We start from the raw sequence: 25,097 nt of genomic DNA on the forward strand, positions 1-25,097 counted from the left end.
CAGGGGTTTCCGGGCGTACCGGGCACGTTCCGGGGTCCGTTCCGCCCAGGTCCCCGGACGCGCCAACGGCCGCGGCGGGCCTGTGAAGGCCGCCGCGGCCGTTGCCGTAGGAGTTCGTCCGCGAGCCGGCCGGACGGGCTCAGGAACGGATGTACTCACCCGAAGGCGTCACTCAGCGGGCCGCCCGGTTGACGGCCGAGACGACCGCCTTCAGGGAGGCGCGCGTGGTGTTGGGGTCGATGCCGATGCCCCACAGCACCTTGCCGTCGATCGCGCACTCGATGTACGACGCCGCCCGGGCGCTCGCGCCCTCGCTCAGCGTGTGCTCGGTGTAGTCCAGCAGCCGCGCGTCGATGCCCACCGAGGACAGTGCGTCGAAGAACGCGGAGATCGGACCGTTGCCGCGACCGTTGAGCACCGTCGCGACACCGTCCACGACGGCTTCCACGGTCAGCGCGTCGCCGCCGTCGGTCGTGGTCTCGGCCTGGGCGGAGCGCAGTTCGATGCGGCCCCAGGCGTTCTCCGTCGTCGGCAGGTACTCGTCGCGGAAGGACGCCCAGATCTCGGCGGGCGTGATCTCGCCGCCCACGTCGTCGGTCCTGGTCTGAATGATCTTGGAGAACTCGATCTGCATCCGGCGCGGCAGGTCCAGCTTGTGGTCGTTCTTCAGGACGTACGCGATACCGCCCTTGCCGGACTGCGAGTTGACCCGGATGACGGCCTCGTAGGAGCGGCCGACGTCCTTCGGGTCGATCGGCAGGTACGGGACCGCCCACGGGATCTCGTCGACGGTCTTGCCGGCGGCGGCCGCGTCGGCCTCCATCGCCTCGAAGCCCTTCTTGATGGCGTCCTGGTGGGAGCCGGAGAAGGACGTGTAGACCAGGTCGCCCGCGTACGGGTGGCGCGGGTGGATCTCCATCTGGTTGCAGTACTCGGTGGTGCGGCGGATCTCGTCGATCTGCGAGAAGTCGATCTCCGGGTCCACGCCCTGGCTGAACAGGTTCATGCCCAGGGTGACCAGGTCGACGTTGCCGGTGCGCTCGCCCTGCCCGAACAGGCAGCCCTCGATCCGGTCCGCACCCGCCATGATCGCCAGCTCGGCGGCGGCCACCGCGGTGCCCCGGTCGTTGTGCGGGTGCACCGACAGGCACACGTTCTCGCGGCGCGACAGGTTGCGCGACATCCACTCGAAGCGGTCGGCGTGCGTGCTGGCGGCGGAGCGCTCGACGGTCGCCGGCAGGTTCAGGATGATCTCGCGGCCGGCCTCCGGCTGCCAGACGTCCATGACGCCCTCGCAGACCTCCAGGGCGAAGTCCAGCTCGGTGTCGGTGAAGATCTCCGGGCTGTACTGGTAGCCGAAGACCGTGTCGGAGCCCAGGATCTTCTCCGCGTACTCCATGACCAGCCGCGTGCCGTCCACGGCGATGGCCTTGACCTGCTCCTTGGTGCCGCGGAAGACCACCCGGCGGAAGACCGGCGCGGTCGCGTTGTACAGGTGCACGGTGGCCTGGCGGGCGCCGACCAGCGACTCGACGGTCCGCTCGATCAGCTCCTCGCGGGCCTGCGTCAGGACGGAGATCGTCACGTCCTCGGGGATCGCGCCCTCTTCGATGATGGAGCGCACGAACGCGAAGTCGGTCTCGCCGGACGACGGGAAACCGACCTCGATCTCCTTGTAGCCCATCTTCACCAGCAGATCGAACATCGCCCGCTTGCGCGCCGGGGACATCGGGTCGATCAGGGCCTGGTTGCCGTCCCGCAGGTCCGTGGAGAGCCAGCGCGGCGCCTTGGTGATCCGCGCGTTCGGCCAGGTGCGGTCGGCGATGTCGACGGCGTCGTAGGGCGCGTACTTGTGGATCGGCATCGAGGTGGGGCGCTGGCGCACGCTCGCCGCCGTGATGGGCGTGGGGCGGCCTACGGAATTCGCGGGGTTCTGGGACATCTGCGGTGGGCTCCTCATGGGTCCGGCTCCAGTACGGCCGACGGCGATGCGCACGCCAGAACTCCGCGGGGAGGGGGTCGGCCTACGACTACAGGCCCTCGCCGCGGCAGCTAAGGAGAAGCAGCCCGAAACGCATGATGTGGACGACCATAGCCGAGCCCGCTCGGAAATCGCACCCGAAGCGCGCTCCCTCTCAGTATGCAAGACGAGTGGTTTTGTCCAGTAAAACCATGATCTTCCGTCCCTTTTCAGTAATCATCGTTGCAAGCAGTGACAGTCCCGTCGCCACGTGCCACATTGCCGCCATGGACGCGACACCTACTTTCTGCACGATCATTCCTCCGCACGTCCTCGACAAGATGGCCACGTCCGAGGACCGCGCACTCTCCGATCTCGGCCGCCGCACCCTGGAACGGGATGCCTACGAGCGCACTCACCGCCGGCTGACCACCGTCATCGGCGCTCCTTCCATCGCCGGCGCGATCGTCTCCGAACAGCCGAAACGCACGATCTTCGACGCCAAGCACCAGACGGCGCTCCCGGGCCGGAAGTGCCGCGGCGAGGCCGACAAGGACAGCAAGGACCAGACCGTCAACCGCGCGCACGCGGGTCTCGGCGCCACCTTCGAGCTGTACCTCAAGGCGTACGGGCGGCACTCGATCGACGACCAGGGCCTGCCGCTCAACGCGACCGTGCACTACAGCCAGGGGTACAACAACGCCTTCTGGAACGGTGAGCAGATGGTGTTCGGGGACGGCGACGGCGAGATCTTCCTCGACTTCACCCTGCCGATCGACGTGATCGGCCACGAGCTGACCCACGGCGTGACCCAGTACACGGCGAACCTGACCTACTTCGGCCAGTCGGGCGCGCTCAACGAGTCGATGTCCGACGTGTTCGGCTCGCTCATCAAGCAGTACTCGCTGCAGCAGACGGCCGATACGGCCGACTGGCTCATCGGCGCCGGACTGCTCGGCCCGAACATCCACGGTGACGCGCTGCGCTCGATGAGGGCGCCGGGCACGGCCTACGACGACCCCCAGCTCGGCAAGGACCCGCAGCCCGGCAGCATGGACCAGTATGTGACGACCGGCCGTGACAACGGCGGCGTGCACATCAACTCCGGCATCCCCAACCACGCCTTCTACCTGGTGGCCGAGTCCCTCGGCGGGTATGCCTGGGAGAAGGCCGGGCAGATCTGGTACGACGTGCTGACCGGCGGGGAGATCTCCACGAAGGCGACGTTCGCCGAGTTCGCCCGGCTGACCGTCTCCGCCGCTCAGGCGCGGTTCGGGGAAGGTGAGGCGCACCAGGCCGTACTGAAGGCGTGGTCGCAGGTCGGCGTCCCGACGTCGACGGGCAATGGCGCGGACCTCCCGCGCTAGACCTGACGGCCGGACGGCACGTGGGGTCACGAGGGCTGAGGAGCACCGTGCGCATTGAAGTCATCCGTTCCGGCGGCTTCGCCGGAATCGAGCGTCGGGCCGTGCTGGACACCACCGGCCGGCCCGATGCCGCTCATCTGCACGGTGTGGCCCTCGAGGCCGTCGAGCAGGGCGGTTCCGCGCCGGACCGCGGGGTGCCGGACGGTTTCCACTACGAGATCACCGTCGACGGCCGCACCGTCCACTGCGCGGACCCGCACCTGACGGACGCGCAGCGCGATCTGATCCAGACGGTGCTCAAGGAAGGTGCGTGACGGGTGGCCCCGAACGCCGGCCGGCGTTCGGGGCCACGACCGTCAGAACCCGAGCTTGCGCAGCTGCTTCGGGTCGCGCTGCCAGTCCTTGGCGATCTTCACATGCAGATCGAGGAAGACCGGCGTGCCGAGCAGCGCCTCGATGTGCTTGCGCGACTTGGTGCCGACGTCCTTGAGGCGGGCGCCCTTGGGGCCGATGATGATGCCCTTCTGGCTGGACCGCTCGATGTAGATGTTGGCGTGGATGTCGAGCAGCGGCTTGTCCTTCGGCCGGTCCTCGCGCGGGATCATCTCCTCGACGACGACCGCGATGGAGTGCGGCAGCTCGTCCCGTACGCCTTCGAGCGCGGCCTCGCGGATCAGTTCCGCGACCATGATCTGCTCGGGCTCGTCGGTGAGGTCGCCGTCCGCGTAGAGCTGCGGGCCCTCCGGGAGCAGCGGGATGATCAGGTCGGCGAGCAGGCCGACCTGGACATCCGCGACGGCCGAGACGGGGATGATCTCCGCCCACTCGATGCCCAGCTCGCGGCCGAGCTCCGCGATCGCGAGCAGCTGCTCACGGAGCACCTTGTCGTCGACCAGGTCCGTCTTGGTGACGATCGCGATCTTGGGGGTCTTGCGGACCCCGGCGAGTTCCTTGGCGATGTACTTGTCACCGGGGCCGAGCTTCTGGTCGGCCGGCACACAGAAACCGATCACGTCGACCTCGGCCCAGGTCGAGCGGACCACGTCGTTGAGCCGCTCGCCCAGCAGCGTGCGCGGCTTGTGCAGTCCAGGGGTGTCGACGAGGATCAACTGCGCGTCAGGGCGGTGCACGATGCCGCGCACCGTGTGCCGGGTGGTCTGCGGCCGGCTTGAGGTGATGGCGACCTTGATGCCGACGAGAGCGTTCGTGAGGGTCGACTTGCCCGCGTTGGGGCGGCCGACGAAGCATGCGAAGCCGGACCGGTGGACGGCCTCGGAGGACTGGGGACTGGCGCTCATGCGGCCCATTCTCCCCGATCGCGGCGGGCCCGGGTCACACCGGCACCCGTGAACCCGGGCGGCGGCCGGATGTGAGCTGCCGGAAACTCCTCCGCAACACGAAACACGGCGGAAACACGTCTGCCCACATCCGGAAACCGCCGACCGTGAGGCTCGGGTCCATCCACCGCCGTGCACCACCCCCGCCGCCCCGGGAAGGGAAGTCCTCGTGCCGTATCTGTCGGCCGGAATCGACTCCGGAGACACCGCCTGGCTGCTCGCCGCCACCGCGCTCGTCCTGCTGATGACACCGGGCCTGGCCCTCTTCTACGGCGGAATGGTCCGCACGAAGAGCGTCCTCAACATGCTCATGATGAGCTTCGTGTCGATCGCGCTGGTGACGGTGGTCTGGCTGGTCGCGGGCTATTCGCTCGCCTTCGGCCCGGACGCCGGCGGCCTCGGGCTGATCGGCGGCCTGGACCATCTGGGCATGCACGACATCGGCCCGACGAGCGTCACGGGCCATGTCCCGACGCTGCTGTTCGCCACGTTCCAGCTGACCTTCGCCGTCGTCACGGCCGCACTGATCAGCGGCGCCATCGCCGACCGCGCGAAGTTCGGCGCCTGGGTGGCGTTCGTGCTCGTCTGGACGCTTCTCGTATACGTCCCGGTGGCCCACTGGGTCTTCGGCACCGGTGGCTGGATCGTGGCGAAACTGGGCGCACTGGACTTCGCGGGCGGCACCGTCGTCGAGGTCTGCTCCGGCGCTTCGGGACTGGCGCTGGCGCTGGTCCTCGGCCCGCGGCTCGGCTTCCGCAAGGAGGCCATGCGGCCGCACAACCTTCCGCTGGTGGTGCTCGGCGCCGGGCTGCTCTGGTTCGGCTGGTTCGGCTTCAACGCGGGCTCGGCACTCGGCGCGAACGGCCTGGCCGCGGCCGCGTTCCTCAACACCCAGGTCGCGGGCTGCGCAGGCCTGCTCGGCTGGCTGATCGTGGAGAAGCGCCGCGACGGCCACGCCACGACGCTGGGTGCCGCGTCCGGTGCGGTGGCCGGCCTGGTCGCGATCACCCCGGCCTGCGGGTCGGTGGACCTGATGGGGGCGCTGGTCGTGGGCCTGGCCGCCGGGGTGCTCTGCTCGTTCGCCGTCAGCTGGAAGTTCCGGCTCGGCTACGACGACTCCCTCGACGTGGTCGGGGTGCACCTCATCGGCGGCATCGTCGGAACCCTGCTCATCGGCTTCCTCGCCACCGCCACCATGACCGGCGGCCCCGAGGGCCTGTTCTACGGCGGCGGCCTCGGCCAGCTCGGCAGGCAGGCCGTCGCGGTGGCGGCCGTCGGGGCGTACGCGTTCACCGTCACGTACGGGATCGGGAAGGTCATCGACCGGCTGATGGGCTTCCGGGTCTCGGCGGAGGACGAACTCACCGGCCTCGACCTGACCGTGCACGCGGAGTCGGCATACGATCACGGCGTCGTCTCGCAGGGCGCCCCGCACGTGCACGCCTCGGCTCTCGCCCAGGCCCTTGCCCACGCCAAGAACAGGAGCTCCGCCGAATGAAGCTGGTCACCGGCGTCATCAAGCCGTTCAAGCTGGACGAGGTGAAGACGGCGCTCCTGGAGCTCGGCGTCCACGGCCTCACCGTCACCGAGGCCAGCGGCTACGGGCGCCAGCGCGGCCACACAGAGGTCTACCGGGGGGCCGAGTACCGCGTCGACCTGGTGCCGAAGGTCCGGATCGAGGTCCTGGTGGAGGACGCCGACGCCGAGGCCGTCATCGAGGCGGTCGTGAACGCCGCCCGCACCGGCAAGATCGGCGACGGCAAGGTCTGGTCGGTGCCGGTCGAGACGGCGGTACGGGTCCGCACGGGCGAGCGCGGACCCGACGCGCTCTGAGCGCTGTGCGTCCGGGGGTTTCGGTCAGCCCGCGGAGACCGTGACGCGCAGCGTCCCGTCGGGGCCCGCCAGGTGCACCGGGGTCTCCGGTCCGCCGAGGTCGCGGACGGCGGCCCGGTCGGCGCCGGCCGGGGTCTCGGCGGCGGTGACGACGGCCGCCGCCTCCAGGGACTGCGCGCCGCTGGCGACCGCCATGGCGACGGCGGTCTGCAGGGCGCTGAGCTTCAGCGAGTCCAGCGCGACGGTGCCGGCGACGTACGTACGGCCGGTCTCGTCGCGTACGGCCGCGCCCTCGGGCACGCCGTTGCGGGCCCGGGCGGACCGCGCCAGGGTGATGATCTTCAGGTCCTCGGGCCCCAGCGGGGTCGCATCGCTCATACCGGCGAGCATAAAGCGCCCGCGAGGACGGTGTCCGAGGCGGCGGTCCAACCCGGTGCGCAAGACGGCCTAATGGGCCACCTGATCACGCTATAAGCGTCTTTTAGCCTTATTGCTGATGTTCGGTCATGTTCGGATTACTTCTTCCGCTCCCGGCGATACGTTCCCGGTGGCCGCCGAGGACACCGCCGGCGGCCACCGGCAGCACGAGGGGCCCACGGGCCCATGGGGCACATAGGAGGGGACCGACCTATGACCGGACCTGCTGTTCAACCGTTCGGCTCGCTGGGAGCCACCACCGCCCGCGTGACAGGCGACCCGCACGTCGGACCCGTGGTCGACGAGACCTGGGAGTTCGAGGGCGGCACCGCCTGGGTGTTCTACGCCGAGGGCCACACGGAACTGGTGAAGCCCGTCATCCTGAGCGACGGCTTCTCGATGGGGCCGAGCAATCTCTTCCTCTTCTGGGAAGGGCTGGACCACGGCGAGTACCCGTTCGTCCGCGAACTGGGCGCCCGCGGCTATGACTTGATCATCCTCGGCTACGCCGAGCGGTCCGCGTCGATCCTGAAGAACGCGGAGGTCGCGATCTCCTGTATCAACCGCGCGAAGGACCAGCGCGCGAACAAGAGCGACCTCATGACGGTCGGCGGGTTCAGCATGGGCGGGCTCGTCACCCGGTTCGCCCTCGCCAAGATGGAGCACGAGGGCAGCAACCACGAGGTCGGCACCTACATCTCCTACGACAGCCCGCACCGGGGCGCCTGGATCCCGCTGAGCCTCCAGGGACTGGCGCACTTCCTGGCGCCGATCAGCGACGGCATGCAGAACATGATCAACAGCGAGGCCGCCACCGAACTCATGTGGCGGCACAAGGCGAGCATCGCCGCGGAGCCCATCCAGCACCAGAACCGTACGGACTTCCTCGCGAAGCTGGCGGAGTACGGATGGTGGCCGACCGGCCCCCTCAACCCGAACGGGATCCGCAAGATCGGCGTCGCCAACGGCTCCGGTACCGGCACCCCCAACGACGTCCCGGCCGGTGAGCTGGCGCTGGAGATCACCGGCGGCCTCTTCAAGAACACCGCCCTGTACCTCCAGGACGACACCGAGAACCAACTCGTGGCCTACCTCAAGCTGTTCCTCCAGACCGCCAAGGAGGTCCACACCTCAGGGCTGCCCGAAATGGACGGAGCTCCCGGCGGAACCCTCGAATCCTTCGGCATCGCCGCCGACGAACTCAACGGCGCCGACCAGCCCGCCACCGCCCACTACCGCTCGATCGCCTTCGTCCCGGCCGTCAGCGCCGTCGCCATCCGCGACATCGACACCCACGAGGACCTCTACGCCGACATCAGCGCGATCCCGTCCCAGGAAAGCGAGCTCGACGCGTTCCTGTGCGCCTCCCAGAACGAGGAACACACCCTCATGACGGAGGAACTGGGCAGCTGGATCATCGACCAGCTGGAACTCAACAAGTAGCCCTCCGGGGGGAGGGGTTGGGGGCTCGCCCGATGGGCGGGCCCCCTCTCGTGTGTTCGTGTACGTGTGCGGGTGCGGGGGGGTGGGTGGCTGGGGTTCGAGCGATGCGGAGTGCTCTTCTGCGTCGCTTCGCGCCTTGACCGGGCGGAGGGGGAGGCCCCGGCGCTGCGCGCCTGCCAGTGAGCCGACCCGCTGCGCGGCCCGGTGATGCGAAGCGAACCGGTCCGCTTCGCTCCCCTGGCCGAGTGGTGGGTGGTCGGGGCCGGAGGTGCCCTGACGGTGGCGGGTTCTGGCCGTGGCCGGGCTCCGGCCCACTCTCCCCGCCGAAATATGGGGCGAGTGTGACGAGAGATGACCCATGGGGTTCAGGGGGCGCCTTCGGGCCCGATGTGGATCACCGTGTGTGGCCGGAGGACTGCTCAGGCGACATCCAGGCGCACGGGGTGATCCCTTGCGGCCGCATGGGGCTCAAGGCGTCAGGATTCGCCCCCATCCGGGGAGCGCAGCGGACCGGCCCCACTCCGCACCCGGGGAGCGCAGCGGACCGGATTCACTGCACAACACCGGGCCGCGCAGCGGGGCGGCTCACTGGCAGGCGCGCAGCGCCGGGGCCTCCCCCTCCGCCCGGTCAAGGTGCGCAGCGCCGCAGAAGGGCACTTCGCACCGCCTGAACCTCAACCACGCTCCAACGGGCGCGGCTCCCAGCCGAGTTGGGCACAGAGCGTTCCGTGCAGGAGGTCGGGGTCGACGAGCCGGCGGTCGGGCCGAGGCGCGCAGCGCCAGCTCAGGGGCCAGGTGAGACCGGCGAGGGCGGGGATGCCGACGTAGGCGTCGCGGCCGCCTGATCCCAGACGGGTGGTCCCCGGTGGCCAGCTGCGCCCCGCGGAACTCCCGGGCGCAACCAGGAAGTACATCCACCGGCACCCCGCCGACTCCTCGATCACCGGCCCCGGTTCACCGTTCGTGAGAGCTTCGAGCCGCGTCGCCAGTTCCTCGCCGACCTCTTCCGCGACGCGGACGGCGTCGAAGAAGACGCCGGCCTTGCGAAGCCGGTGCCCGGAGACCGGCAGCCAGGGGTGCAGGACGTTCACTCGGTTACTTTCTGTATTCATACGTCCACTGTCGGCACGCACAGCTAGCCTGAACAGGACCGGAACCTCGACAGAGGCTGGGTGGGGGTTCGGGTCGAACTCCCGTGGAGACGTGTGGAATCGAGCTGACGGGTGTGGGGTGGCGAGAATGGGTCAGAGCGCTGGATCCTCGGGGACCGCACGGTACTTCGCCGAGCTATTGCGTACGTTCCGCAAGTCGCGCGGCCTCACGCAGGCCCAGCTGGGCGAGCTGGTTCATGTCTCCGACTCGTACGTCAGCGCCGTCGAGACGTGCGAGCGCATCCCGTCGCCTGAGTTCATCGCGGCGGCTGATGAGGCGCTGGAGGCGGGTGGACTTCTGGCGATCGCTACTGAGCACCTGGCTCATGACCGGTATCCGGCCTACTTCAAGGACTTCGCCAAGTTGGAAGCGGAGGCTATGAGCATCTCCTCGTACAGCACCCACGTGCTCCACGGATTGCTGCAGATCGAGGAGTACGCCCGGGCTGTGATCAGCAGCGAGTTCCCGCCGCTGGATGAAGAGGAGATCAACCGGCTGGTAGACGCACGCGGGGCGCGCAAGGGGCTGTTCGTCCGCAAGCCCACCGCGTTGCTCAGCTTCGTCATCGAGGAGTCCGTGCTGCGGCGCCAGGTGGGCGAGCGCAACATGATGTATGCCCAGTGCGAGCACCTGCTTAGTTGCGCAAGCATGCGTAACGTCACCATCCAGGTGATGCCGCTGGCTCGTGGAAATCACGCCGGGCTGGACGGCCCCATGACTCTGATCGAAACCCCGGGACACAAGCAATTGGTCTACCTCGAAGTGCAGGGCAACAGTCAGATCCTTGCACCCGCCGATGAGGTGGCCCGGTTCTCCCAGCGGTATGCGATGATCCGAACTCAGGCCCTGGGACTTGAGGAATCCGTGGCCCTGATAAAGGAGTTGGCGTCACAGCTATGAGCGACCTGATGTGGTTCAAGTCCAGCTGCAGCGGTTCCAACGGCGGCGACTGCGTAGAAGTCGCCTACGACTGGCGCAAGTCCACCCACTCCGGTAGCAGCGGCGGCGAGTGCGTGGAGGTAGCCATCCACCCCACCACCGTTCACATCCGCGACTCCAAGGACCCGCATGGACCGGCCCTCGCCGTCCCCGCCGCCTCCTGGGCCGCCTTCGTCGTCTTCGCCGCCGCTCAGCCCAGCTGACCTGAGCCTCGGGGGTTACGTGTTACTCCAGTCGGCTGCTGCGAACAACACCACGCTCTACACGATGTTCGGCGCCATCACGGCGGCGCTCATCGCGGGGGCCGGGCTGCTCTATCAGATACGCCGCACGCGGGCGTTGGAGCGGGACAAGGCCACGTGGGCGGCCGAGCTGGAAGCGCAGAAGGTGCAGCACCAGCTCGATGTCGATCTGGAGGTGAAGCGCCGGACGTGGGACCACGAGGTGGAGACGGCCGAGCGGGAGCGGCGGCGCGCCGAGGCGGAGGCCGAGCGGGAGCGGGAGCGGGCCGCGCTGCTGGAGGCGACGCTCCATCGGGAGGTGGAGCTCGGGGCGGCCGAGTACTGCGAGAAGCTGGCGCACGAGCTGTCGATGCTGCGCATTCTCGACCTGTCACGGCCGTTGGACCTGAAGAAGCTGTACGTCCAGGTGCGGGTGCAGGAGCAGGAGCCGCTGCGGTATCTGTACGACGATGAGCTCCTGACCGCGATCGAGCTGGAAGATCTGGCGTCTGCCGTCGTCGACCAGGAAGGGATCGAGGCGCCCAAGAAGCCTCCGAGGCCCGATCGGGCCTCCCCCGCCACCCTCGCGCCGATGGAGGCGCTGCAGCGGCATCAGCGCATCGTTGTCGTGGGGGATCCCGGTGCCGGCAAGACCACCATGGTGCGGCATCTGGCGTTCGGGATCGCGACCCGGCGCGGGATACCGGGGCTGCCCGACCTGCCCGCCTACGTGGAGCTGAACCACTTCATCGGCAGCGGCCACACCAGCCTGCTCGACTACCTGGCCGAATTCTGGGCCGATCGGTACGGGTTCGCGGGCTCCCGGGCCCACATGGAGGCGAAGCTCACCGACGGGACAGCCGCGCTCCTGCTCGACGGGCTCGACGAGGTGCTGGGCGGGGGTTCCACCGAGGAGGCGACGGCGGCGTACAACCGCGTGGCCAACGAGGTGAACCGGCTGGCGGCCCGGTTCCCGAAGGCGCCCATGGTCGTCACCTGTCGGCGGCACGGCTGGCGCAGCGGGCTGGTGCAGTTCCAGGTGATGGAGGCGCTGGACTTCGAGTGGGCGCAGATCAAGACGTTCATCGCGAACTGGTTCGGTCCGAAGGACGTTCGCTCCGACGGTCTGGTGCAGGCGCTGTCCGGCAACTCCCGGCTGCAGACCCTCGCCGCGAACCCGCTGCTGCTCAGCCTGATCGCCATCGTGTACGAGCGGGATCTCGAACTTCCGGAGCGACGGGCGGCGTTGTACCGCCGGTGCGTGGAGGTGATGCTCCGCGAGTGGGACTCCCACCGGCAGATCTCCCGGTACAGCCGCTTCACGACCGACAACAAGCAGGATCTCCTCAAGCAGATCGCCTGGCACTACCACCAGCTGGGCCAGCGCTATTTCGCCGAGGACGATCTGCTGGCGCTCATCGCGCAGTATCTGCCGACGATCGATCTCCCGCCGGGCGACAACCGCGCCATCCTCGACGAGATCGCCGCCCAGTACGGCCTGCTCAAGGCCCAGGCGCACGGCTGGTACGGGTTTCTGCATCTGACGCTCCAGGAGCACTTCACCGCCACCGCCCTGTGGGAGCGGGGTCCCGAAGGGATCGAGGTGGCCACGGCGAGGCGCTACGACCCGTGGTGGGAGGAGGTCGTCCTGCTGCTCGCGGGATCGCTGCCGGATGCCACTCCCCTGCTGCTCGGGCTGCTGCAGCTGCCGGCGGACGGCTCCGGGCGCGAGGACGACGTGCTCAGCCTGCCGGACGACGATCTGTTCCACACGGATCTGCTGATGGCCGCGCGGTGTCTCACCGGAAGCCCGCGCATCGCCGACACCCGGCTCCGGCAGCAGATCGTGCGGTCGCTCTGGCGGTTGCTGGAGGAGACGCCGTACGAGCAGGACCGGGAGCGGGCGGCGCAGGTACTGGTGGGGTTGCTCGGTTCCGGACGCCAACTGCCGGAGATCATCGACTACATCGCCGACGATCAGCACTCCGAGGACGTGCGGATCGCCCTCGTCGACGCGCTGGGTGCCCTCGGTGGGCGCGGGGCCGGTGAGCGGCTGCTGGGGCTCTTCACCCTTCGTTCCGAACTGCCCGGTGAGGTGAGAGAGCACTTCATCAGAGCCCTGGGGAAACTGCGGGTCGGGCAGGCGGTTCCCGCGCTTCTTCAGGAGCTCTCGAAACTGCAGAACTCCCGTCCTTCGTCGGACATGGACACGATCGCCAGAACGCATCACCTGGCGGCGATCGCCGAGGCGCTGGGCGCTACCGGTGGCCCTGCCGACACTCTTCTCCTCCTTCTGGAGCAGGAGGCAGGATCAGAGTGGTTCGGCACCCTCGTACGAGCCGTGGGTGACGCGCTGGCGCAGCTCGATGATCCTTCGGTGCCGGATCTCCTGCTGCGGTTCGCGGACCGCAACGGCGGCTGGGACCTCGGCGGTGGTTCGAGCCTGGCCGGGACGTATCTGAACGTTGCCGGAGAACCGGGCTTCCGATCCCTCCTGGACCTCGTCCGAGCCGGCGACGCCACCGGGTGGGAAGCCGTCCTCATCATGGTGAGCCTGGCGGAGTTCAGCACGCGGGGGCACGGCAGGGCCTGGCGGGAGGACTTCCTGGCCCTCGCCGTCGACGACAGCAGGCCCTGGCAGATCCGCTGGCTTGCCATGCACTGTCTGGACCACCTTCCGGGCAGCGTCGATGAACTGGAGTTCCTCACCGCGCACCCGAGCCGGAACGTGGCAGTCTCCGCCGCGGTCACGTTGGCGGCCTGGGGAGCACCGGGCCATCTCCACCTGGTCCAGGAGGCGATCGTGAAGCATCGCCTCAGGCCGTTCATCCCTCTCAGGTCCCGCGATATCCGTAGGAGCATTGGGATCGCGTCCGTGAGGGGCCGTCTGATGCAGGTACTCGCACCGTACAACGACGTCGCGTTCTCGCGCCGGCTCACCCGGGCCGCCATCCGGGCCGGAATTGATTCGTCCTCCATGCAATGGCTGTGGGAGATCGATCCGGAGGCCGCATTCGACAACTGCCTGCGCCGGGGCAATCGATTCAGCCTGCTGTCCGACAAGATCTACGCGGTGCTCAAGGTTCCCCGGTCGTGCGTAGCGGACGCGCTGGAGACGATCCGGCACGTCAACGCTCAGCCGACCGTCGACGGGGACATCGGGACGCGGACCCTGTTGCGGATGATCTCCGTCGTGGCCGACGATGCGGAGACCGTTGCCCGCCTGCTGGCTTTCGTCACCACAGAGATCCGGGACCCACGCCACCTACCTCCGGACTACGGGCTCCACACCAGCCAGCACGCCGTCCGCGAAGCCCTCTACGCCGTCAGCCGCCGCGCCCGCGTGCGGGTCCTCAAGGACGGGACCATCGTCGCGATCACCTCGGCCTGACGAACGGCAGAGCTATTCGCTCCCGTTCACCGCAGCCGCCGGCCCGCCGTTCGACCCCGCCGTAGCCCCGATCGGCTCCACCAACACCGTGCCGATGCGGTTGCGGCGGCCTGCCTGGGTTTCTGCGGTGAGACGCAGAGCGGTCGGCTGGGCCGGGGTGTAGGCGCCGTCCTGCGGGAGTTCGACGAAGGCGGAGGCGCCGGGGATCGGGACGCGGCCGAGGGACTTGGCAAGGAGGCCGCCGACGGTCTCGACGTCGTCGTCGTCGAGTTCGACGCCGTAGAGGTCGCCGAGGTCGCCGATGTCGAGGCGGGCGGTGACGCGGTAGGAGCCGCCGCCGAGGTCCTCGACGGGCGGGACCTCGCGATCGTACTCGTCGGTGATCTCACCGACGATCTCCTCGAGGATGTCCTCGATGGTGACGATGCCGGCCGTGCCGCCGTATTCGTCGATGACGACGGCGACGTGGTTGCGCTCCTGCTGCATCTCGCGCAGCAGGTCGCCCGCGTTCTTGGTGTCGGGGACGAAGGTGGCGGGCCGCATGACGGACGAGACGAGGTCGTTCTCGGCGTCGCGGTTGATGTGCACCCGGCGGGCGAGGTCCTTGAGGTAGACGACACCGACGATGTCGTCCTCGCTCTCGCCGGTGACCGGGATGCGGGAGAAACCGCTGCGCAGCGCGAGCGTCATGGCCTGGCGGATGGTCTTGAAGCGCTCGATCATCACCAGGTCGGTGCGGGGCACCATGACCTCGCGGACGATGGTGTCGCCGAGTTCGAAGACGGAGTGCACCATGCGGCGCTCGTCGTCCTCGATGAGGGACTCGGACTCGGCGAGGTCGACCATCGCGCGCAGTTCGGCCTCACTCGCGAACGGGCCGCGCTTGAAGCCCTTGCCGGGGGTGAGGGCGTTGCCGAGGAGGATCAGCAGGCCGGGGATGGGGCCCATGATGCGGGCCAGCGGCAGCAGGACGTAGGAGGCCGCCGTGGCCGTGTTGAGCGGGTGCTGGCGGCCGATGGTGCGCGGGGAGACGCCGACCGCGACGTAGCTGACCAGCACCATGATGCCGATGGCGACGCCGAGGACCTGCCACGTCCGGTCGAAATGCCGGTCGCAGACGACCGTCACCAGGACGGCCGCCGCCATCTCGCAGCCGACCCGGACGAGCAGCGCCACGTTGAGGTAGCGGGTGGGGTCGGAGGCGACGGCCATGAGCTTGTCGGCGCCGCGCCGGCCGGTGCGGACGGACTCCTCGGCGCGGAAACGCGAGGTGCGGGCGATACCGGCCTCGGCGCAAGCGGCGAGCCAGGCGACGACAACGAGCAGTACGGCGGAGAGGACCATCGCCGTCAGTGGGTGGTGGTCGGGGCCGGGGAGGGGCCCTCGATGCCGCGCTCGGTGCGCCAGCCGTCGAGGATGGCCTTCTGGAGGCCGAACATCTCGGCCTTCTGGTCGGCTTCCTCGTGGTCGTATCCGAGCAGGTGCAGCACCCCGTGGACGGTGAGGAGCTGGAGCTCCTCGTCCATGGAGTGCTGCGTCTCCGCTTCCTCGCCCTGCTTCTTCGCGACTTCGGGGCAGAGCACGATGTCGCCGAGGAGGCCCTGCGGGGGCTCCTCGTCGTCCTTCCCGGGGCGCAGTTCGTCCATCGGGAAGGACATGACGTCGGTCGGACCGGGGAGGTCCATCCACTGGATGTGCAGCTGCTCCATGGCGGCCGCGTCCACGACGATCACCGACAGTTCGGCGAGCGGGTGGATCCGCATGCGCTGGAGGGCGTAGCGGGCGATGTCGAGGACCGCCTGCTCGTCCATCTCCCAGCCTGACTCGTTGTTGACGTCGATCGCCATGGTGCGGTGCGACTACTCTCGGTTAGGGGGTACGGGCTTTGCCGCCGTTTGCGGCACTTCGCCCGGCGTTCCCGTCGTCGAAACGCTCGTACGCATCGACGATGCGCCCCACCAGCTTATGACGCACGACGTCGGTGCTCGTCAGGCGCGAGAAGTGGACGTCCTCTACGCCCTCCAGAATGTCCTGCACCTGTCGCAGACCGCTCTTCGTGCCGTTCGGCAGGTCGACCTGGGTGACGTCGCCCGTGATGACCATCTTCGATTCGAAGCCGAGCCGGGTCAGGAACATCTTCATCTGCTCGGCGCTGGTGTTCTGCGCCTCGTCGAGAATGATGAACGCGTCGTTCAGGGTGCGGCCGCGCATGTACGCCAGGGGGGCGACCTCGATCGTCCCGGCGGCCATCAGGCGCGGGATGGTGTCGGGGTCGATCATGTCGTGCAGCGCGTCGACGAGCGGGCGCAGATACGGGTCGATCTTCTCGAAGAGCGTGCCGGGCAGGAAGCCGAGGCGCTCACCGGCCTCGACGGCCGGGCGGGTGAGGATGATCCGGCTGACCTGCTTGGCCTGCAGGGCCTGGATGGCCTTGGCCATGGCCAGGTAGGTCTTGCCGGTGCCCGCGGGGCCGATGCCGAAGACGATGGTGTTCTTGTCGATGGCGTCGACGTAACGCTTCTGGTTGAGCGTCATGGGGCGGATGGTGCGGCCGCGGTTGGACAGGATGCTCTGCGTGAGCACCTGTGCCGGGGTCTCCCCCGCCGGGTCGGCCGCGTTGCCGTTGGCACGCAGCATCGCGATGGACCTCTCCACTCCGTCTTCCGTCATCGGCTGGCCGGTGCGGAGCACCAGCAACATCTCGTCGAACAGCCGCTGGATGAGGGCGACGTCCTTGGGCTTCCCGGTCGCGCTGATCTCGTTGCCCCGGACGTGGATGTCGACGGCCGGGAAGGCCGTTTCGATCACACGGAGGAGGGCGTCTCCCGATCCCAGGACCGTCACCATGGGGTGCTTGGCCGGAACGACGAAGTGGGCGCGTGCCTGCGGCTGGTGCTGTGTCGGTGTCTGAGTCATGGGCCGGCTCGGAGCCTGGGAAACCCACCTTCTGATGACGACATGCCCGGTGAGGGCCTTGGAACACCAAGGGTACGTCGGTGACCCTTCTGGCCCGAGGGGTTTTACGCCGGGGTTTCGCGACCGGTTCCGTGACTGGTTCCGTGACCAGTTCTGTGACGGGTGGGGTTTAACGCGGGCGGGCTCTGCCCCGGGCCCGTCCCGGGCTCAGCGCCTGCCCTTCCCCGCCGGTCCCGCCGGGCGCCGGAAGCCGATGGTCGGTACCGCCCGGGGCAACGGGCCGGGCCGGGTGCCGGACGGCAGCAGCGCGTCGAGGAACGCGTACCGGCGCATCACGTCCTGGTCCTGCTCGTCGAAGGATTTGGCGTGCTGCCACCAGGCGGCGATCTCGATCCAGCCGGGGGCCGACAGCGAGCCGCCGAATTCCTGGACGGACAGGGACGCCGACAGGCAGGCGAAGGCGAGCCGGTCGGTGAGCGGCCAGCCGGCGAGGGAGCCGGTGACGAAAGCGGCGACGAAGACATCGCCCGCGCCCGTCGGGTCCAGCGCCTCGATCAGCAGGGCCGGGACCTCGGCGGTCTCGCCGGTCGCGGAGTCCACCGCGTACGCGCCCTCGGAGCCGAGCGTGACGACGGCCAGCGGCACCAGCTCGGCGAGCTTGCGGGCGGCGGCGCGCGGGCACTCGGTGCGGGTGTAGTGCATGGCCTCGGTGGCGTTCGGCAGGAAGGCCGCGCAGTGCTCCAGGTCCGCGAGGTCGGCCGGATCCCAGCGGCCGGAGTCGTCCCAGCCCACATCGGCGAAGATCCGGCTGCCGTGCCGGGCCGCGTGCCCGATCCACTCCTGGCCGGGGCCGCCGGGCTCCAGGGAGGCCACGCAGGCGCGGGCCGCGGGCGGGCACTCGGGGGCGGGTTCCTCGGGCGGCGGCGCCTCGTGGCCGTGCGAGACCATCGTGCGCTCGCCCTCGTAGGCCATGGAGACCGTGACCGGCGAGTGCCAGCCGGGGATCCGGCGGGACAACGTGAGATCGATGCCCTCCCCCGCCGCCAGGCTGTCCCAGCAGTAGTCGCCGTACATGTCGTCGCCGAAGGCCGCGGCCAGCTTGGTGCGCAGGCCGAGCCGGGCCAGGGCGGTGGCCATGTTGGCGATGCCGCCGGGGCTGGAGCCCATGCCGCGCGCCCACGACTCCGTGCCCCGCACCGGCGCGCTGTCCAGGCCGGTGAAGATGATGTCCAGGAAGACGGTCCCGGTCAGGTACACATCGGATGCCGGGTCTCCGGGAGAGCGGACCCCGGCCAGCGGATCGAATACGGGCTGGTCGTCCATGAACAACACTCTGCACGATGAGACGGACAGTGGAGGTCACAGACGCATGAGACTCGTGATTCTCGGTGGCGGCGGTTTCCGCGTGCCCCTGGTGTACCGGGCGCTGCTCGCGGACGCGGGTGCCCCCGGCGCCTGCCGTGAGCTGGTGCTGCACGACACGGATCCGGTGCGGCTGCGGGTCATGGCGTCCGTGCTGGCCGCCCAGGCGGCCGGGGTGCCGGGCGCTCCGGCGGTCCGGATCGCCCAGGACCTGGACGACGCGCTGCGCGGCGCCGATTTCGTCTTCTCCGCCATCCGGGTCGGCGGCACGGCCGGCCGGGTGTGCGACGAGCGGGTGCCGCTCGCGGAGGGCGTGCTCGGGCAGGAGACCGTCGGCGCGGGCGGGGTGCTGTACGGGCTGCGGACGCTGCCGGTCGCGGTCGCCATCGCGGAACGGGTGAAGGCGCTGGCGCCCGACGCCTGGGTCATCAACTTCACCAACCCGGCCGGGATGGTGACCGAGGCCATGGCACGGGTGCTGGGCGGGCGGGTGATCGGCATCTGCGACTCCCCGGTCGGGCTCGTACGCCGCGCCGCGCGCGCCGCGGGCGCCGACCCGGACTCCCCCACGTTCCGCTACGACTACGTGGGCCTCAACCACTTGGGGTGGCTGCGCCGGATGTCGGACGGCGGCCCCGACCTGCTGCCGGGTCTGCTCGCCGATCCCGGGGCGCTGGACTCGTTCGAGGAGGGCAAGCTCTTCGGGGCACCGTGGCTGGCCGCGCTGGGGGCGCTGCCCAACGAGTATCTGCACTACTACTACTTCGAGCGGGAGGCACTGGCGGCGGTGCGGTCGGCCGAGGCGACCCGCGGGGAGTTCCTGGACCGGCAGCAGGGCGCGTTCTTCGCCTCGGCAGCCGCTGCCGCGGACCGGCCGGCCGACGCGTACACCCTCTGGGACCGGACGCGGCTGGAGCGCGAGGAGACGTACATGGCGGAGAACCGCGCCGCCACCGGCGGCTGGCAGCGCGATCCCCACGACCTGGACGGCGGCGGCTACGACCGGGTCGCGCTGGCCCTGATGCGGGCCATCGCGCGCGACGAGCGGACCACGTTGATCCTCAACGTGCCGAACGGGACGACCGTCCCCGCGCTCGACGCGGAGGCGATCATCGAAGTGCCCTGCGAGGTGGGCGCCTTCGGTGCCCGGCCACTGCCGGTCGCGGCGCCCACCGAGCACCAGGCCGGGCTGATGCTCACCCTCAAGGCCGTCGAACGGTCGGCGATCGAGGCCGCCGCCTCGGGCTCCCGGGCGGCGGCCCTGCGGGCGCTGGCGCTGCATCCGCTGGTCGACTCCGTCGCGGTCGCGGGCCGCATCCTGGACGCCGGGCTGCCGCGGTAGCCCGGCGATACTCGGTGGGACGTGCTCCGGCCGGCCCGTGGGTGGGGCCGGCCGGTGCGTCAGGCCGTCTCGCCTGTCAGGCCGTCTCGTCTGTCAGGCGGGTCAGGCGGGTCAGGCGGGTCAGGCGGGTCAGGCGGGTCAGGCCAGCTTGCGGCAGAGCAGGGCATCCGGGGTCCGGCGAGAGCCGACGCGGCCGGTGTAGGCGATACCGGCCGCGTACTCGTCGGTGGCGCACTGCCCCTTGTAGTTCCCGGACGCGAACTCGCCGCCGGGACCGCCGGCCGGGCGGTTGTCGCCCCGGTCGAACCACACGGTGCGGCCGGCGGTGCCCAGCGCGGCACGCGCCGGGACGCACAGGGCCGCCGAGACGGCGGCACCGCGGACGCTGTAGCCGTCGAGGAACTGTCCCGCCGGGCATTCGAGCTTGGTGTAGCCGCCCGCCCAGTCGCCACTGCGGACGTAGCTCTCGTCGCGGACGACCGTGTACTCGGGGCCTGCCGACCGCAGGTCACCGGCGCCGGTGTCGGTGCACAGACCGCGGTTCCCGGTGTGCGCCAGGCCGATCAGCCGCTGCCCGTCGGGGCACGTGGCCTTGCGGGCTCCGGAGTCCCAGTCGGGCCCGCCGCGCATCCGCAGGGACCGGACGGCGTCGGCGTTGTCCAGGTCGAGCATGTTCCAGCGGGCCGGTACCGCCACCTGCCCGGTCCGGGAGGGAGCGGTGATCAGGTGGTTCCAGGCGGCGGACCGCCAGTCGGGGCCGTCGAGGATTCCCGAGCGGTGCCCGGCCGCGTCGTAGCGCACGAGCGCGTAGGCGTCGCCCTGGCCGTTCCCGCTCCAGCCGACCACCGGCCAGTACGAGAAGTCGGTGTCGTTGGTGGCGAGGAAGTCGGTGAAGTTGGCGAACCAGGCGCGCGCCTTGGGGTCGTTCTCCTCGGTGCCGGTGCCGAACTCGCTCACCCACAGCGGCGCCGTGAAGTGCTGCCCCTCGGTGGTGATGAAGAACGCCTGCTGCTGCAGCACCGCGAACAGCTGGCCGCGGGTCATGTCCTGGTAGCGTCCGCGACGAAGCGGGTCAGCCGCTCGGCGTGCTCCGCCGAGAGCAGATAGAGCCCGGGGGACGACCACCAAGCGGTACCCGGAGGGGTCGGCCGAGGGGTGGACCACGTCGACGCCGACGCCGAGGTCGAGGTCGAAGAGGATCCACGCGGCCGACCCCGACAACTACATCACCTACACCGACCCCGGGGACGCCGGCACCGCAACAGCATGATCTGGCAGGCCGGCGGCTTTCCCTTCAAGGTCACCGGGACCACCGGGGTGACGGCCGACCTCAAGGGCGACCCCGGGGCCCGGAAGTGGGCGGACACCCATGGCTCGCTGCACGACGTCAGAACACCACGACCGAGCGCAGCACGTCGCCCTCGTGCATCCGCGCGAACGCCTTCTCGATGTCGCCGAGCCCGATCGTCTCGGTCACGAAGGCGCCCAGGTCGAGGCGGCCCTGCAGATGGAGGTCGATCAGCATCGGGAAGTCCCGCGACGGCAGGCAGTCCCCGTACCAGGACGACTTGAGTGCGCCGCCGCGCCCGAAGACGTCCAGCAGCGGCAGCTCCAGCTTCATTTCGGGCGTGGGCACACCCACCAGCACGACGGTGCCCGCCAGGTCACGGGCGTAGAACGCCTGCTGGTACGTCTCAGGGTGGCCGACCGCCTCGATGACGACATCCGCGCCATTGCCGCCGGTCAGCTCCCGGATCGCCTCGACCGGGTCGGTGGAGCGGGAGTTGACGGTGTGGGTGGCGCCCATCCGCCGCGCCGTCTCCAGCTTCCGGTCGTCGATGTCGACGGCGATGATCCGGCCGGCGCCCGCGAGCCGCGACCCGGCGATGGCCGCGTCCCCGACGCCGCCGCAGCCGATGACGGCGACGGAGTCGCCCCGTCCGACCCCGCCGGTGTTGATCGCGGCGCCGATCCCCGCCATCACACCGCAGCCGAGCAGCCCGGCCACCGCCGGGGAGACCGCCGGGTCCACCTTCGTACACTGCCCCGCCGCGACCAGGGTCTTCTCGGCGAACGCGCCGATGCCGAGAGCTGGGGACAACACTGTTCCGTCCTCCAGCGTCATCTTCCGGCTCGCGTTGTGCGTGTTGAAGCAGTACTGGGGACGGCCGCGCAGACAGGCGCGGCACTGGCCGCACACCGCACGCCAGTTGAGGACGACGAAGTCGCCGGGTGCGACCTCCGTCACCCCCTCGCCGACCGACTCCACGATGCCGGAGGCCTCATGGCCGAGCAGGAACGGGAACTCGTCGTTGATCCCGCCCTGCTTGTAGTGCAGATCGGTATGACACACCCCGCAGGCCTGTACCTGGACCACGGCCTCGCCGGGCCCCGGATCCGGCACCAGGATCGTCTCGACGCGAACGGGTTCGTTCTTACCAGGCGCGATTACTCCGCGTACGTGCTGAGTCATGGATTCACCGTACGCCCGGACGGCCGCACCACGCAGGCACCGTGCCGCATCCGCCGGATCCCCGCGCGTAGACCATCCTTGACCAGCCATGATCATGGGTCTAGGTTCGCGGAATCACCCGACGTGCACATGACGTGAAGGAGCACCGCCATGCCCCGGACCCGAGCCCTGGCGCTCACCGCCGCGACCCTTGCGGTCGGCGCCACCCTCTACGGAATCGGCGGCGCCTCCGCCGGCAACTCGGTGCCGCGCAGCGACAAGCAGATCCCCAACCTCACCAACGTCGTCACCGAGATCAAGGCGTACTACGGCGACACCGTGGACGCCGCCGGTGAGCACAACGCGTCGCCGCAGAGCAGCTACGCGCAGCAGGTCGCGGGCATCGAGAGCAAGGCGAAGGACTACCTCAAGGACACCCTGCGGCACGAGGGTCATGGAAACGGGAACAGCTACGGGAACGGGCACGGCGCCAAGCCCGCGATCGTCCTCGACGTCGACGACACGACGCTGCTCACGTACAACTACGAGCTGGAGGTGGGCTTCAACTACACGCCCGCCACCAACGACACATACATCCGCACCAAGAACATGGCGCCGGTCTTCGGCATGCCGGACCTGGTCAACTGGGCCTCGGACCACGGCATCACGGTCTTCTTCCTGACCGGCCGCCCCGAGGCGCAGCGTGACCCGTCCACCGCCAACCTCGCCGTCGCGGGCTACAAGCCGGCCGCCGACGCCGCGCACTTCTTCCTGAAGAACAAGACGAGCCCGCCGGCCTACCTGCCGTGCGGTGCGACCTGCACGACGGTCGAGTACAAGGCGGGCACCCGCAAGCACATCGAGTCGCTCGGCTACAACATCGTCGCCAACTTCGGCGACCAGTACAGCGACCTCGAGGGCGGCTACGGGGACAAGACCTTCAAGCTCCCCAACCCCATGTACTTCCTGCCGTAGGCGCCCTGCTGCAAGCGCCGTGCCCTAGGCGCACCGTCCGGCCCGGCCGCGGCTCCGAGGGGCCGCCGGCCGGGCCGACGTCATCAGTCGAAGACGTACGCCTCGACCTCGGCGAGGTAGCGCGCCCGCAGGGCCTCGTCCCCGTCGAGGAAAGCCGCCTCGAAGGAGTTGCGGGCCAGCCCGCGCACCGTCTCGTCGTCCAGGCCGAGCGCGGCACGGACCGCCTCGTAGTTGTCCTCGGCGTACCCGCCGAAGTACGCGGGGTCGTCGGAGTTGACGGTCGCCAGCAGACCCGCGTCGAGCATCGCGCGCAGCGGGTGGTCCTCGATGCGGTCGATGCAGCGCAGCCGGACGTTGGAGAGCGGGCACAGCGTGAGCGGGATGCGGTCGCGGACGAGCCGGGCGACCAGCTCCGGGTCCTCCAGGGAGCGCAGGCCGTGGTCGACGCGCTCGACGCCGAGCACGTCCAGGGCCTCCCAGATGTACGCCGGCGGGCCCTCCTCGCCCGCGTGGGCGACGCGGCGCAGCCCTTCGGCGGCGGCCCGCTCGTAGACCTCGCGGAACTTCGACGGCGGGTTGCCGACCTCGGCGGAGTCCAGCCCGACGGCGGAGATCCGGGACAGGTACGGCTTGGCCGACTCGAAGGTGTCCAGCGCGGACTGCGCGGACTCGTCGCGCAGGAAACACATGATCAACTGGGTGCTGATGCCGTGCCGTTCCCGCCCGGCGTCCAGCGCGCGGGACAGCCCCTCGACGACGGTGCCGATGTCGACGCCGCGCGCGGTGTGCGCCTGCGGGTCGAAGAAGATCTCGGCGTGCCGTACGCCCTGTTCCGCGGCGCGCGCGAGATAGGCGTCGGCCAGGTCGGCGAAGTCCTCCTCGGTGCGCAGGACGGCCATCAGCGCGTAGTACAGGTCCAGGAAGGACTGCAGGTCCGTGAAGGAGTAGGCGCGGCGGAGCTCGTCGGCGTCGGCGTACGGCAGCGAGATCCCGCCGCGCGCGGCGAGCGCGAAGGCCAGTTCCGGCTCCAGGGTGCCTTCGATGTGGAGGTGCAGTTCAGCCTTGGGAATGGGCACGGGGGAATCACTTCACAGTCGGTACGGCAGCGAGGGGTCGTACAACGGTACAGGTCAGCGCGGTGCCGGCCGCGCGCGCCGCTGTCCGGGGCAGCGCTTTCGGCCGGTGGCGGGGCGTCGGCCGGTTGCGGGGCGTCAGCCGGTGGCGGGGCGTCGGCCGGTTGCGAGCGTCAGCCGGGGCAGGAGCTGCTGCCACCCAGAGCGGCCATGGCGAGGCCGACCTGCGTGGGCGTCAGGGCGGGCTCGGGCAGCGGGTGGGCGCGCTCGGCGCGGAAGCCGTCGAGCAGCAGCGCGAGATGACGCCGCCAGGCGCGCGGCGCGACCTCCCGGGTGGCCTGGGTGATCCGCGCCTGCGACCAGATGAGGAAGGCCAGGTCCTCGGGCGTGAGATCGGGGCGTACGGCGCCGGCCCGCTGGGCCCGGTGCAGGATGTCGCGGCTGAGCTCGAAGGTGCGCAGCCGCAGCCGTTCCACCTCGGGTGACGACGGCAGCCGCATGGACGCCAGGTCGTTGAACCCCCGGTCGCCGGCCTGCAGCGCGCACATGTCCTCCAGATACCCGGAGAACCCTTCCCAGGGATCCTCGGCGGCGGCCCCGCGCTCGGCCGCCGCCAGCCACTCGGCGAGCTTCTCGGCGAAGATCGCCTCGATGACGTCGAGCCGGGTCGGGAAGTGCCGGTAGAGGGTGCCGATGGCGACCCCGGCGCGCTTGGCGATCGACTCCAGCGGCGCGTCGATGCCGTCCTGCGCGAAGGCGGTGCGGGCGACCGCGATCAGTGCGTCGCGGTTGCGCTGCGCGTCGCGCCGCAGGACACGCTTCGGGCAGCGAGAGCGGTCGGAGTCGGACATGTCCGCCAGTCTACCGAACCGGAGGCATGCCTCAGGTTCGGTGGTACGGTATTCAACCTGAGGGAA

22 protein-coding genes are annotated in these 25,097 nt (G+C 69.8%); 10 read left to right on the plus strand and 12 right to left on the minus strand.

All coding sequences use genetic code 11. The features are described 5' to 3' along the window. Positions 1 to 172: 172 nt before the first annotated feature. A complete protein-coding gene (gene leuA / locus C8250_RS16680) occupies positions 173 to 1,960 on the minus strand; it encodes a 2-isopropylmalate synthase (RefSeq protein ID WP_138353198.1) in 1,788 nt (595 codons plus the stop codon). A gap of 287 nt (positions 1,961 to 2,247) precedes the next feature. Here leuA and C8250_RS16685 point away from each other — a divergent pair, with 287 nt between their 5' ends. Together C8250_RS16685 and C8250_RS16690 are read left to right on the plus strand one after the other, a co-directional pair. Next, a complete protein-coding gene (locus tag C8250_RS16685; RefSeq protein ID WP_138353197.1) occupies positions 2,248 to 3,327 on the plus strand; it encodes a M4 family metallopeptidase in 1,080 nt (359 codons plus the stop codon). 47 nt (positions 3,328 to 3,374) lie between these two features. Then, positions 3,375 to 3,641 (plus strand): protealysin inhibitor emfourin, encoded by a 267-nt coding sequence (locus C8250_RS16690; RefSeq protein WP_138353196.1) that lies wholly within the window; start codon positions 3,375 to 3,377, stop codon positions 3,639 to 3,641. A 42-nt stretch (positions 3,642 to 3,683) separates the two neighbouring features. Here the strand turns inward: C8250_RS16690 and era are convergent, their stop codons facing one another. Next, positions 3,684 to 4,634 carry a GTPase Era gene (gene era / locus C8250_RS16695; protein ID WP_138353195.1) on the minus strand — a complete coding sequence of 317 codons (951 nt, stop codon included), beginning with the start codon at positions 4,632 to 4,634 and terminating at the stop codon, positions 3,684 to 3,686. 199 nt (positions 4,635 to 4,833) lie between these two features. Between era and C8250_RS16700 the strand changes: the two genes are divergently transcribed. Both C8250_RS16700 and C8250_RS16705 read left to right on the plus strand, forming a co-directional pair. Then, positions 4,834 to 6,162: an ammonium transporter gene (locus C8250_RS16700; RefSeq protein ID WP_138353194.1), complete on the plus strand. Its 1,329-nt coding sequence runs from the start codon at positions 4,834 to 4,836 to the stop codon at positions 6,160 to 6,162. Then, entirely contained in the window at positions 6,159 to 6,497 is a 339-nt protein-coding gene (locus tag C8250_RS16705) for a P-II family nitrogen regulator (RefSeq protein WP_138353193.1), read from the plus strand. Before C8250_RS16700 ends, C8250_RS16705 begins: the two co-directional genes overlap by 4 nt. A 24-nt stretch (positions 6,498 to 6,521) precedes the next feature. Here the strand turns inward: C8250_RS16705 and C8250_RS16710 are convergent, their stop codons facing one another. Beyond that, positions 6,522 to 6,875, minus strand: a complete 354-nt coding sequence (locus C8250_RS16710; RefSeq protein WP_138353192.1) for a cytidine deaminase — start codon at positions 6,873 to 6,875, stop codon at positions 6,522 to 6,524. Positions 6,876 to 7,127: 252 nt separating this feature from the next. On the opposite strand from C8250_RS16710, the gene C8250_RS16715 reads away from it, so the two are divergent. Continuing rightward, positions 7,128 to 8,357 carry a hypothetical protein gene (locus tag C8250_RS16715; protein ID WP_138353191.1) on the plus strand — a complete coding sequence of 410 codons (1,230 nt, stop codon included), beginning with the start codon at positions 7,128 to 7,130 and terminating at the stop codon, positions 8,355 to 8,357. A gap of 674 nt (positions 8,358 to 9,031) precedes the next feature. Here C8250_RS16715 and C8250_RS16720 read toward each other — a convergent pair. Next, a complete protein-coding gene (locus C8250_RS16720; RefSeq protein WP_138353190.1) occupies positions 9,032 to 9,469 on the minus strand; it encodes a hypothetical protein in 438 nt (145 codons plus the stop codon). Positions 9,470 to 9,596: 127 nt separating this feature from the next. Here C8250_RS16720 and C8250_RS16725 point away from each other — a divergent pair, with 127 nt between their 5' ends. From C8250_RS16725 to C8250_RS16735, 3 genes are read left to right on the plus strand one after another with little or no spacing between them, the layout of a single operon-like run. Then, a complete protein-coding gene (locus C8250_RS16725; RefSeq protein WP_138353189.1) occupies positions 9,597 to 10,409 on the plus strand; it encodes a helix-turn-helix transcriptional regulator in 813 nt (270 codons plus the stop codon). Then, positions 10,406 to 10,651: a DUF397 domain-containing protein gene (locus tag C8250_RS16730; RefSeq protein WP_138353188.1), complete on the plus strand. Its 246-nt coding sequence runs from the start codon at positions 10,406 to 10,408 to the stop codon at positions 10,649 to 10,651. Before C8250_RS16725 ends, C8250_RS16730 begins: the two co-directional genes overlap by 4 nt. A gap of 19 nt (positions 10,652 to 10,670) precedes the next feature. Further along, positions 10,671 to 14,060: an NACHT domain-containing protein gene (locus C8250_RS16735; protein ID WP_187144874.1), complete on the plus strand. Its 3,390-nt coding sequence runs from the start codon at positions 10,671 to 10,673 to the stop codon at positions 14,058 to 14,060. A gap of 12 nt (positions 14,061 to 14,072) precedes the next feature. On the opposite strand, the gene C8250_RS16740 is transcribed toward C8250_RS16735, so the two are convergent. The 4 genes from C8250_RS16740 to C8250_RS16755 form a co-directional block, all read right to left on the minus strand. Then, positions 14,073 to 15,404, minus strand: a complete 1,332-nt coding sequence (locus C8250_RS16740; protein WP_138353186.1) for a hemolysin family protein — start codon at positions 15,402 to 15,404, stop codon at positions 14,073 to 14,075. Positions 15,405 to 15,409: 5 nt separating this feature from the next. Continuing rightward, complete coding sequence (ybeY, locus tag C8250_RS16745) at positions 15,410 to 15,907, minus strand: rRNA maturation RNase YbeY (RefSeq protein WP_138353185.1); 498 nt, start codon at positions 15,905 to 15,907, stop codon at positions 15,410 to 15,412. A gap of 22 nt (positions 15,908 to 15,929) precedes the next feature. Further along, positions 15,930 to 16,976, minus strand: a complete 1,047-nt coding sequence (locus tag C8250_RS16750) for a PhoH family protein (RefSeq protein WP_138353184.1) — start codon at positions 16,974 to 16,976, stop codon at positions 15,930 to 15,932. A gap of 207 nt (positions 16,977 to 17,183) precedes the next feature. Then, complete coding sequence (locus C8250_RS16755) at positions 17,184 to 18,299, minus strand: PfkB family carbohydrate kinase (protein WP_138353183.1); 1,116 nt, start codon at positions 18,297 to 18,299, stop codon at positions 17,184 to 17,186. 46 nt (positions 18,300 to 18,345) lie between these two features. On the opposite strand from C8250_RS16755, the gene C8250_RS16760 reads away from it, so the two are divergent. Next, positions 18,346 to 19,680, plus strand: coding sequence for a 6-phospho-beta-glucosidase (locus C8250_RS16760; RefSeq protein ID WP_138353182.1), 1,335 nt, complete (start codon positions 18,346 to 18,348; stop codon positions 19,678 to 19,680). A 138-nt stretch (positions 19,681 to 19,818) separates the two neighbouring features. On the opposite strand, the gene C8250_RS16765 is transcribed toward C8250_RS16760, so the two are convergent. Both C8250_RS16765 and C8250_RS16770 read right to left on the minus strand, forming a co-directional pair. Then, positions 19,819 to 20,901: a hypothetical protein gene (locus C8250_RS16765; RefSeq protein WP_138353181.1), complete on the minus strand. Its 1,083-nt coding sequence runs from the start codon at positions 20,899 to 20,901 to the stop codon at positions 19,819 to 19,821. Between the two features lie 166 nt (positions 20,902 to 21,067). After that, positions 21,068 to 22,153, minus strand: a complete 1,086-nt coding sequence (locus C8250_RS16770) for an S-(hydroxymethyl)mycothiol dehydrogenase (RefSeq protein WP_138353180.1) — start codon at positions 22,151 to 22,153, stop codon at positions 21,068 to 21,070. Between the two features lie 150 nt (positions 22,154 to 22,303). Here C8250_RS16770 and C8250_RS16775 point away from each other — a divergent pair, with 150 nt between their 5' ends. Further along, positions 22,304 to 23,107 carry an HAD family acid phosphatase gene (locus tag C8250_RS16775; protein WP_138353179.1) on the plus strand — a complete coding sequence of 268 codons (804 nt, stop codon included), beginning with the start codon at positions 22,304 to 22,306 and terminating at the stop codon, positions 23,105 to 23,107. Positions 23,108 to 23,190: 83 nt separating this feature from the next. On the opposite strand, the gene C8250_RS16780 is transcribed toward C8250_RS16775, so the two are convergent. Next, positions 23,191 to 24,183 carry an adenosine deaminase gene (locus tag C8250_RS16780; RefSeq protein ID WP_138353178.1) on the minus strand — a complete coding sequence of 331 codons (993 nt, stop codon included), beginning with the start codon at positions 24,181 to 24,183 and terminating at the stop codon, positions 23,191 to 23,193. A 170-nt stretch (positions 24,184 to 24,353) separates the two neighbouring features. Continuing rightward, positions 24,354 to 25,031 (minus strand): TetR/AcrR family transcriptional regulator, encoded by a 678-nt coding sequence (locus C8250_RS16785; RefSeq protein ID WP_138353177.1) that lies wholly within the window; start codon positions 25,029 to 25,031, stop codon positions 24,354 to 24,356. Positions 25,032 to 25,097 lie beyond the last annotated feature (66 nt).

Origin of the sequence: Streptomyces sp. So13.3 (assembly GCF_005860785.2) — a bacterium.
Classification (GTDB): domain Bacteria; phylum Actinomycetota; class Actinomycetes; order Streptomycetales; family Streptomycetaceae; genus Actinacidiphila; species Actinacidiphila fildesensis.

What these genes read in the sequence shown, in the direction of transcription:
- C8250_RS16740 (WP_138353186.1), bottom strand. Translation starts at nt 15,404, where the DNA reads ATGGTCCTCTCCGCCGTACTGCTCGTTGTCGTCGCCTGGCTCGCCGCT.
- C8250_RS16775 (WP_138353179.1), top strand. Translation starts at nt 22,304, where the DNA reads ATGCCCCGGACCCGAGCCCTGGCGCTCACCGCCGCGACCCTTGCGGTC.
- C8250_RS16685 (WP_138353197.1), top strand. Translation starts at nt 2,248, where the DNA reads ATGGACGCGACACCTACTTTCTGCACGATCATTCCTCCGCACGTCCTC.
- C8250_RS16705 (WP_138353193.1), top strand. Translation starts at nt 6,159, where the DNA reads ATGAAGCTGGTCACCGGCGTCATCAAGCCGTTCAAGCTGGACGAGGTG.
- leuA (WP_138353198.1), bottom strand. Translation starts at nt 1,960, where the DNA reads ATGAGGAGCCCACCGCAGATGTCCCAGAACCCCGCGAATTCCGTAGGC.
- C8250_RS16760 (WP_138353182.1), top strand. Translation starts at nt 18,346, where the DNA reads ATGAGACTCGTGATTCTCGGTGGCGGCGGTTTCCGCGTGCCCCTGGTG.
- C8250_RS16710 (WP_138353192.1), bottom strand. Translation starts at nt 6,875, where the DNA reads ATGAGCGATGCGACCCCGCTGGGGCCCGAGGACCTGAAGATCATCACC.
- C8250_RS16755 (WP_138353183.1), bottom strand. Translation starts at nt 18,299, where the DNA reads ATGGACGACCAGCCCGTATTCGATCCGCTGGCCGGGGTCCGCTCTCCC.
- C8250_RS16730 (WP_138353188.1), top strand. Translation starts at nt 10,406, where the DNA reads ATGAGCGACCTGATGTGGTTCAAGTCCAGCTGCAGCGGTTCCAACGGC.
- ybeY (WP_138353185.1), bottom strand. Translation starts at nt 15,907, where the DNA reads ATGGCGATCGACGTCAACAACGAGTCAGGCTGGGAGATGGACGAGCAG.
- C8250_RS16715 (WP_138353191.1), top strand. Translation starts at nt 7,128, where the DNA reads ATGACCGGACCTGCTGTTCAACCGTTCGGCTCGCTGGGAGCCACCACC.
- C8250_RS16720 (WP_138353190.1), bottom strand. Translation starts at nt 9,469, where the DNA reads ATGAATACAGAAAGTAACCGAGTGAACGTCCTGCACCCCTGGCTGCCG.
- C8250_RS16770 (WP_138353180.1), bottom strand. Translation starts at nt 22,153, where the DNA reads ATGACTCAGCACGTACGCGGAGTAATCGCGCCTGGTAAGAACGAACCC.
- C8250_RS16750 (WP_138353184.1), bottom strand. Translation starts at nt 16,976, where the DNA reads ATGACTCAGACACCGACACAGCACCAGCCGCAGGCACGCGCCCACTTC.
- C8250_RS16785 (WP_138353177.1), bottom strand. Translation starts at nt 25,031, where the DNA reads ATGTCCGACTCCGACCGCTCTCGCTGCCCGAAGCGTGTCCTGCGGCGC.
- era (WP_138353195.1), bottom strand. Translation starts at nt 4,634, where the DNA reads ATGGGCCGCATGAGCGCCAGTCCCCAGTCCTCCGAGGCCGTCCACCGG.
- C8250_RS16725 (WP_138353189.1), top strand. Translation starts at nt 9,597, where the DNA reads ATGGGTCAGAGCGCTGGATCCTCGGGGACCGCACGGTACTTCGCCGAG.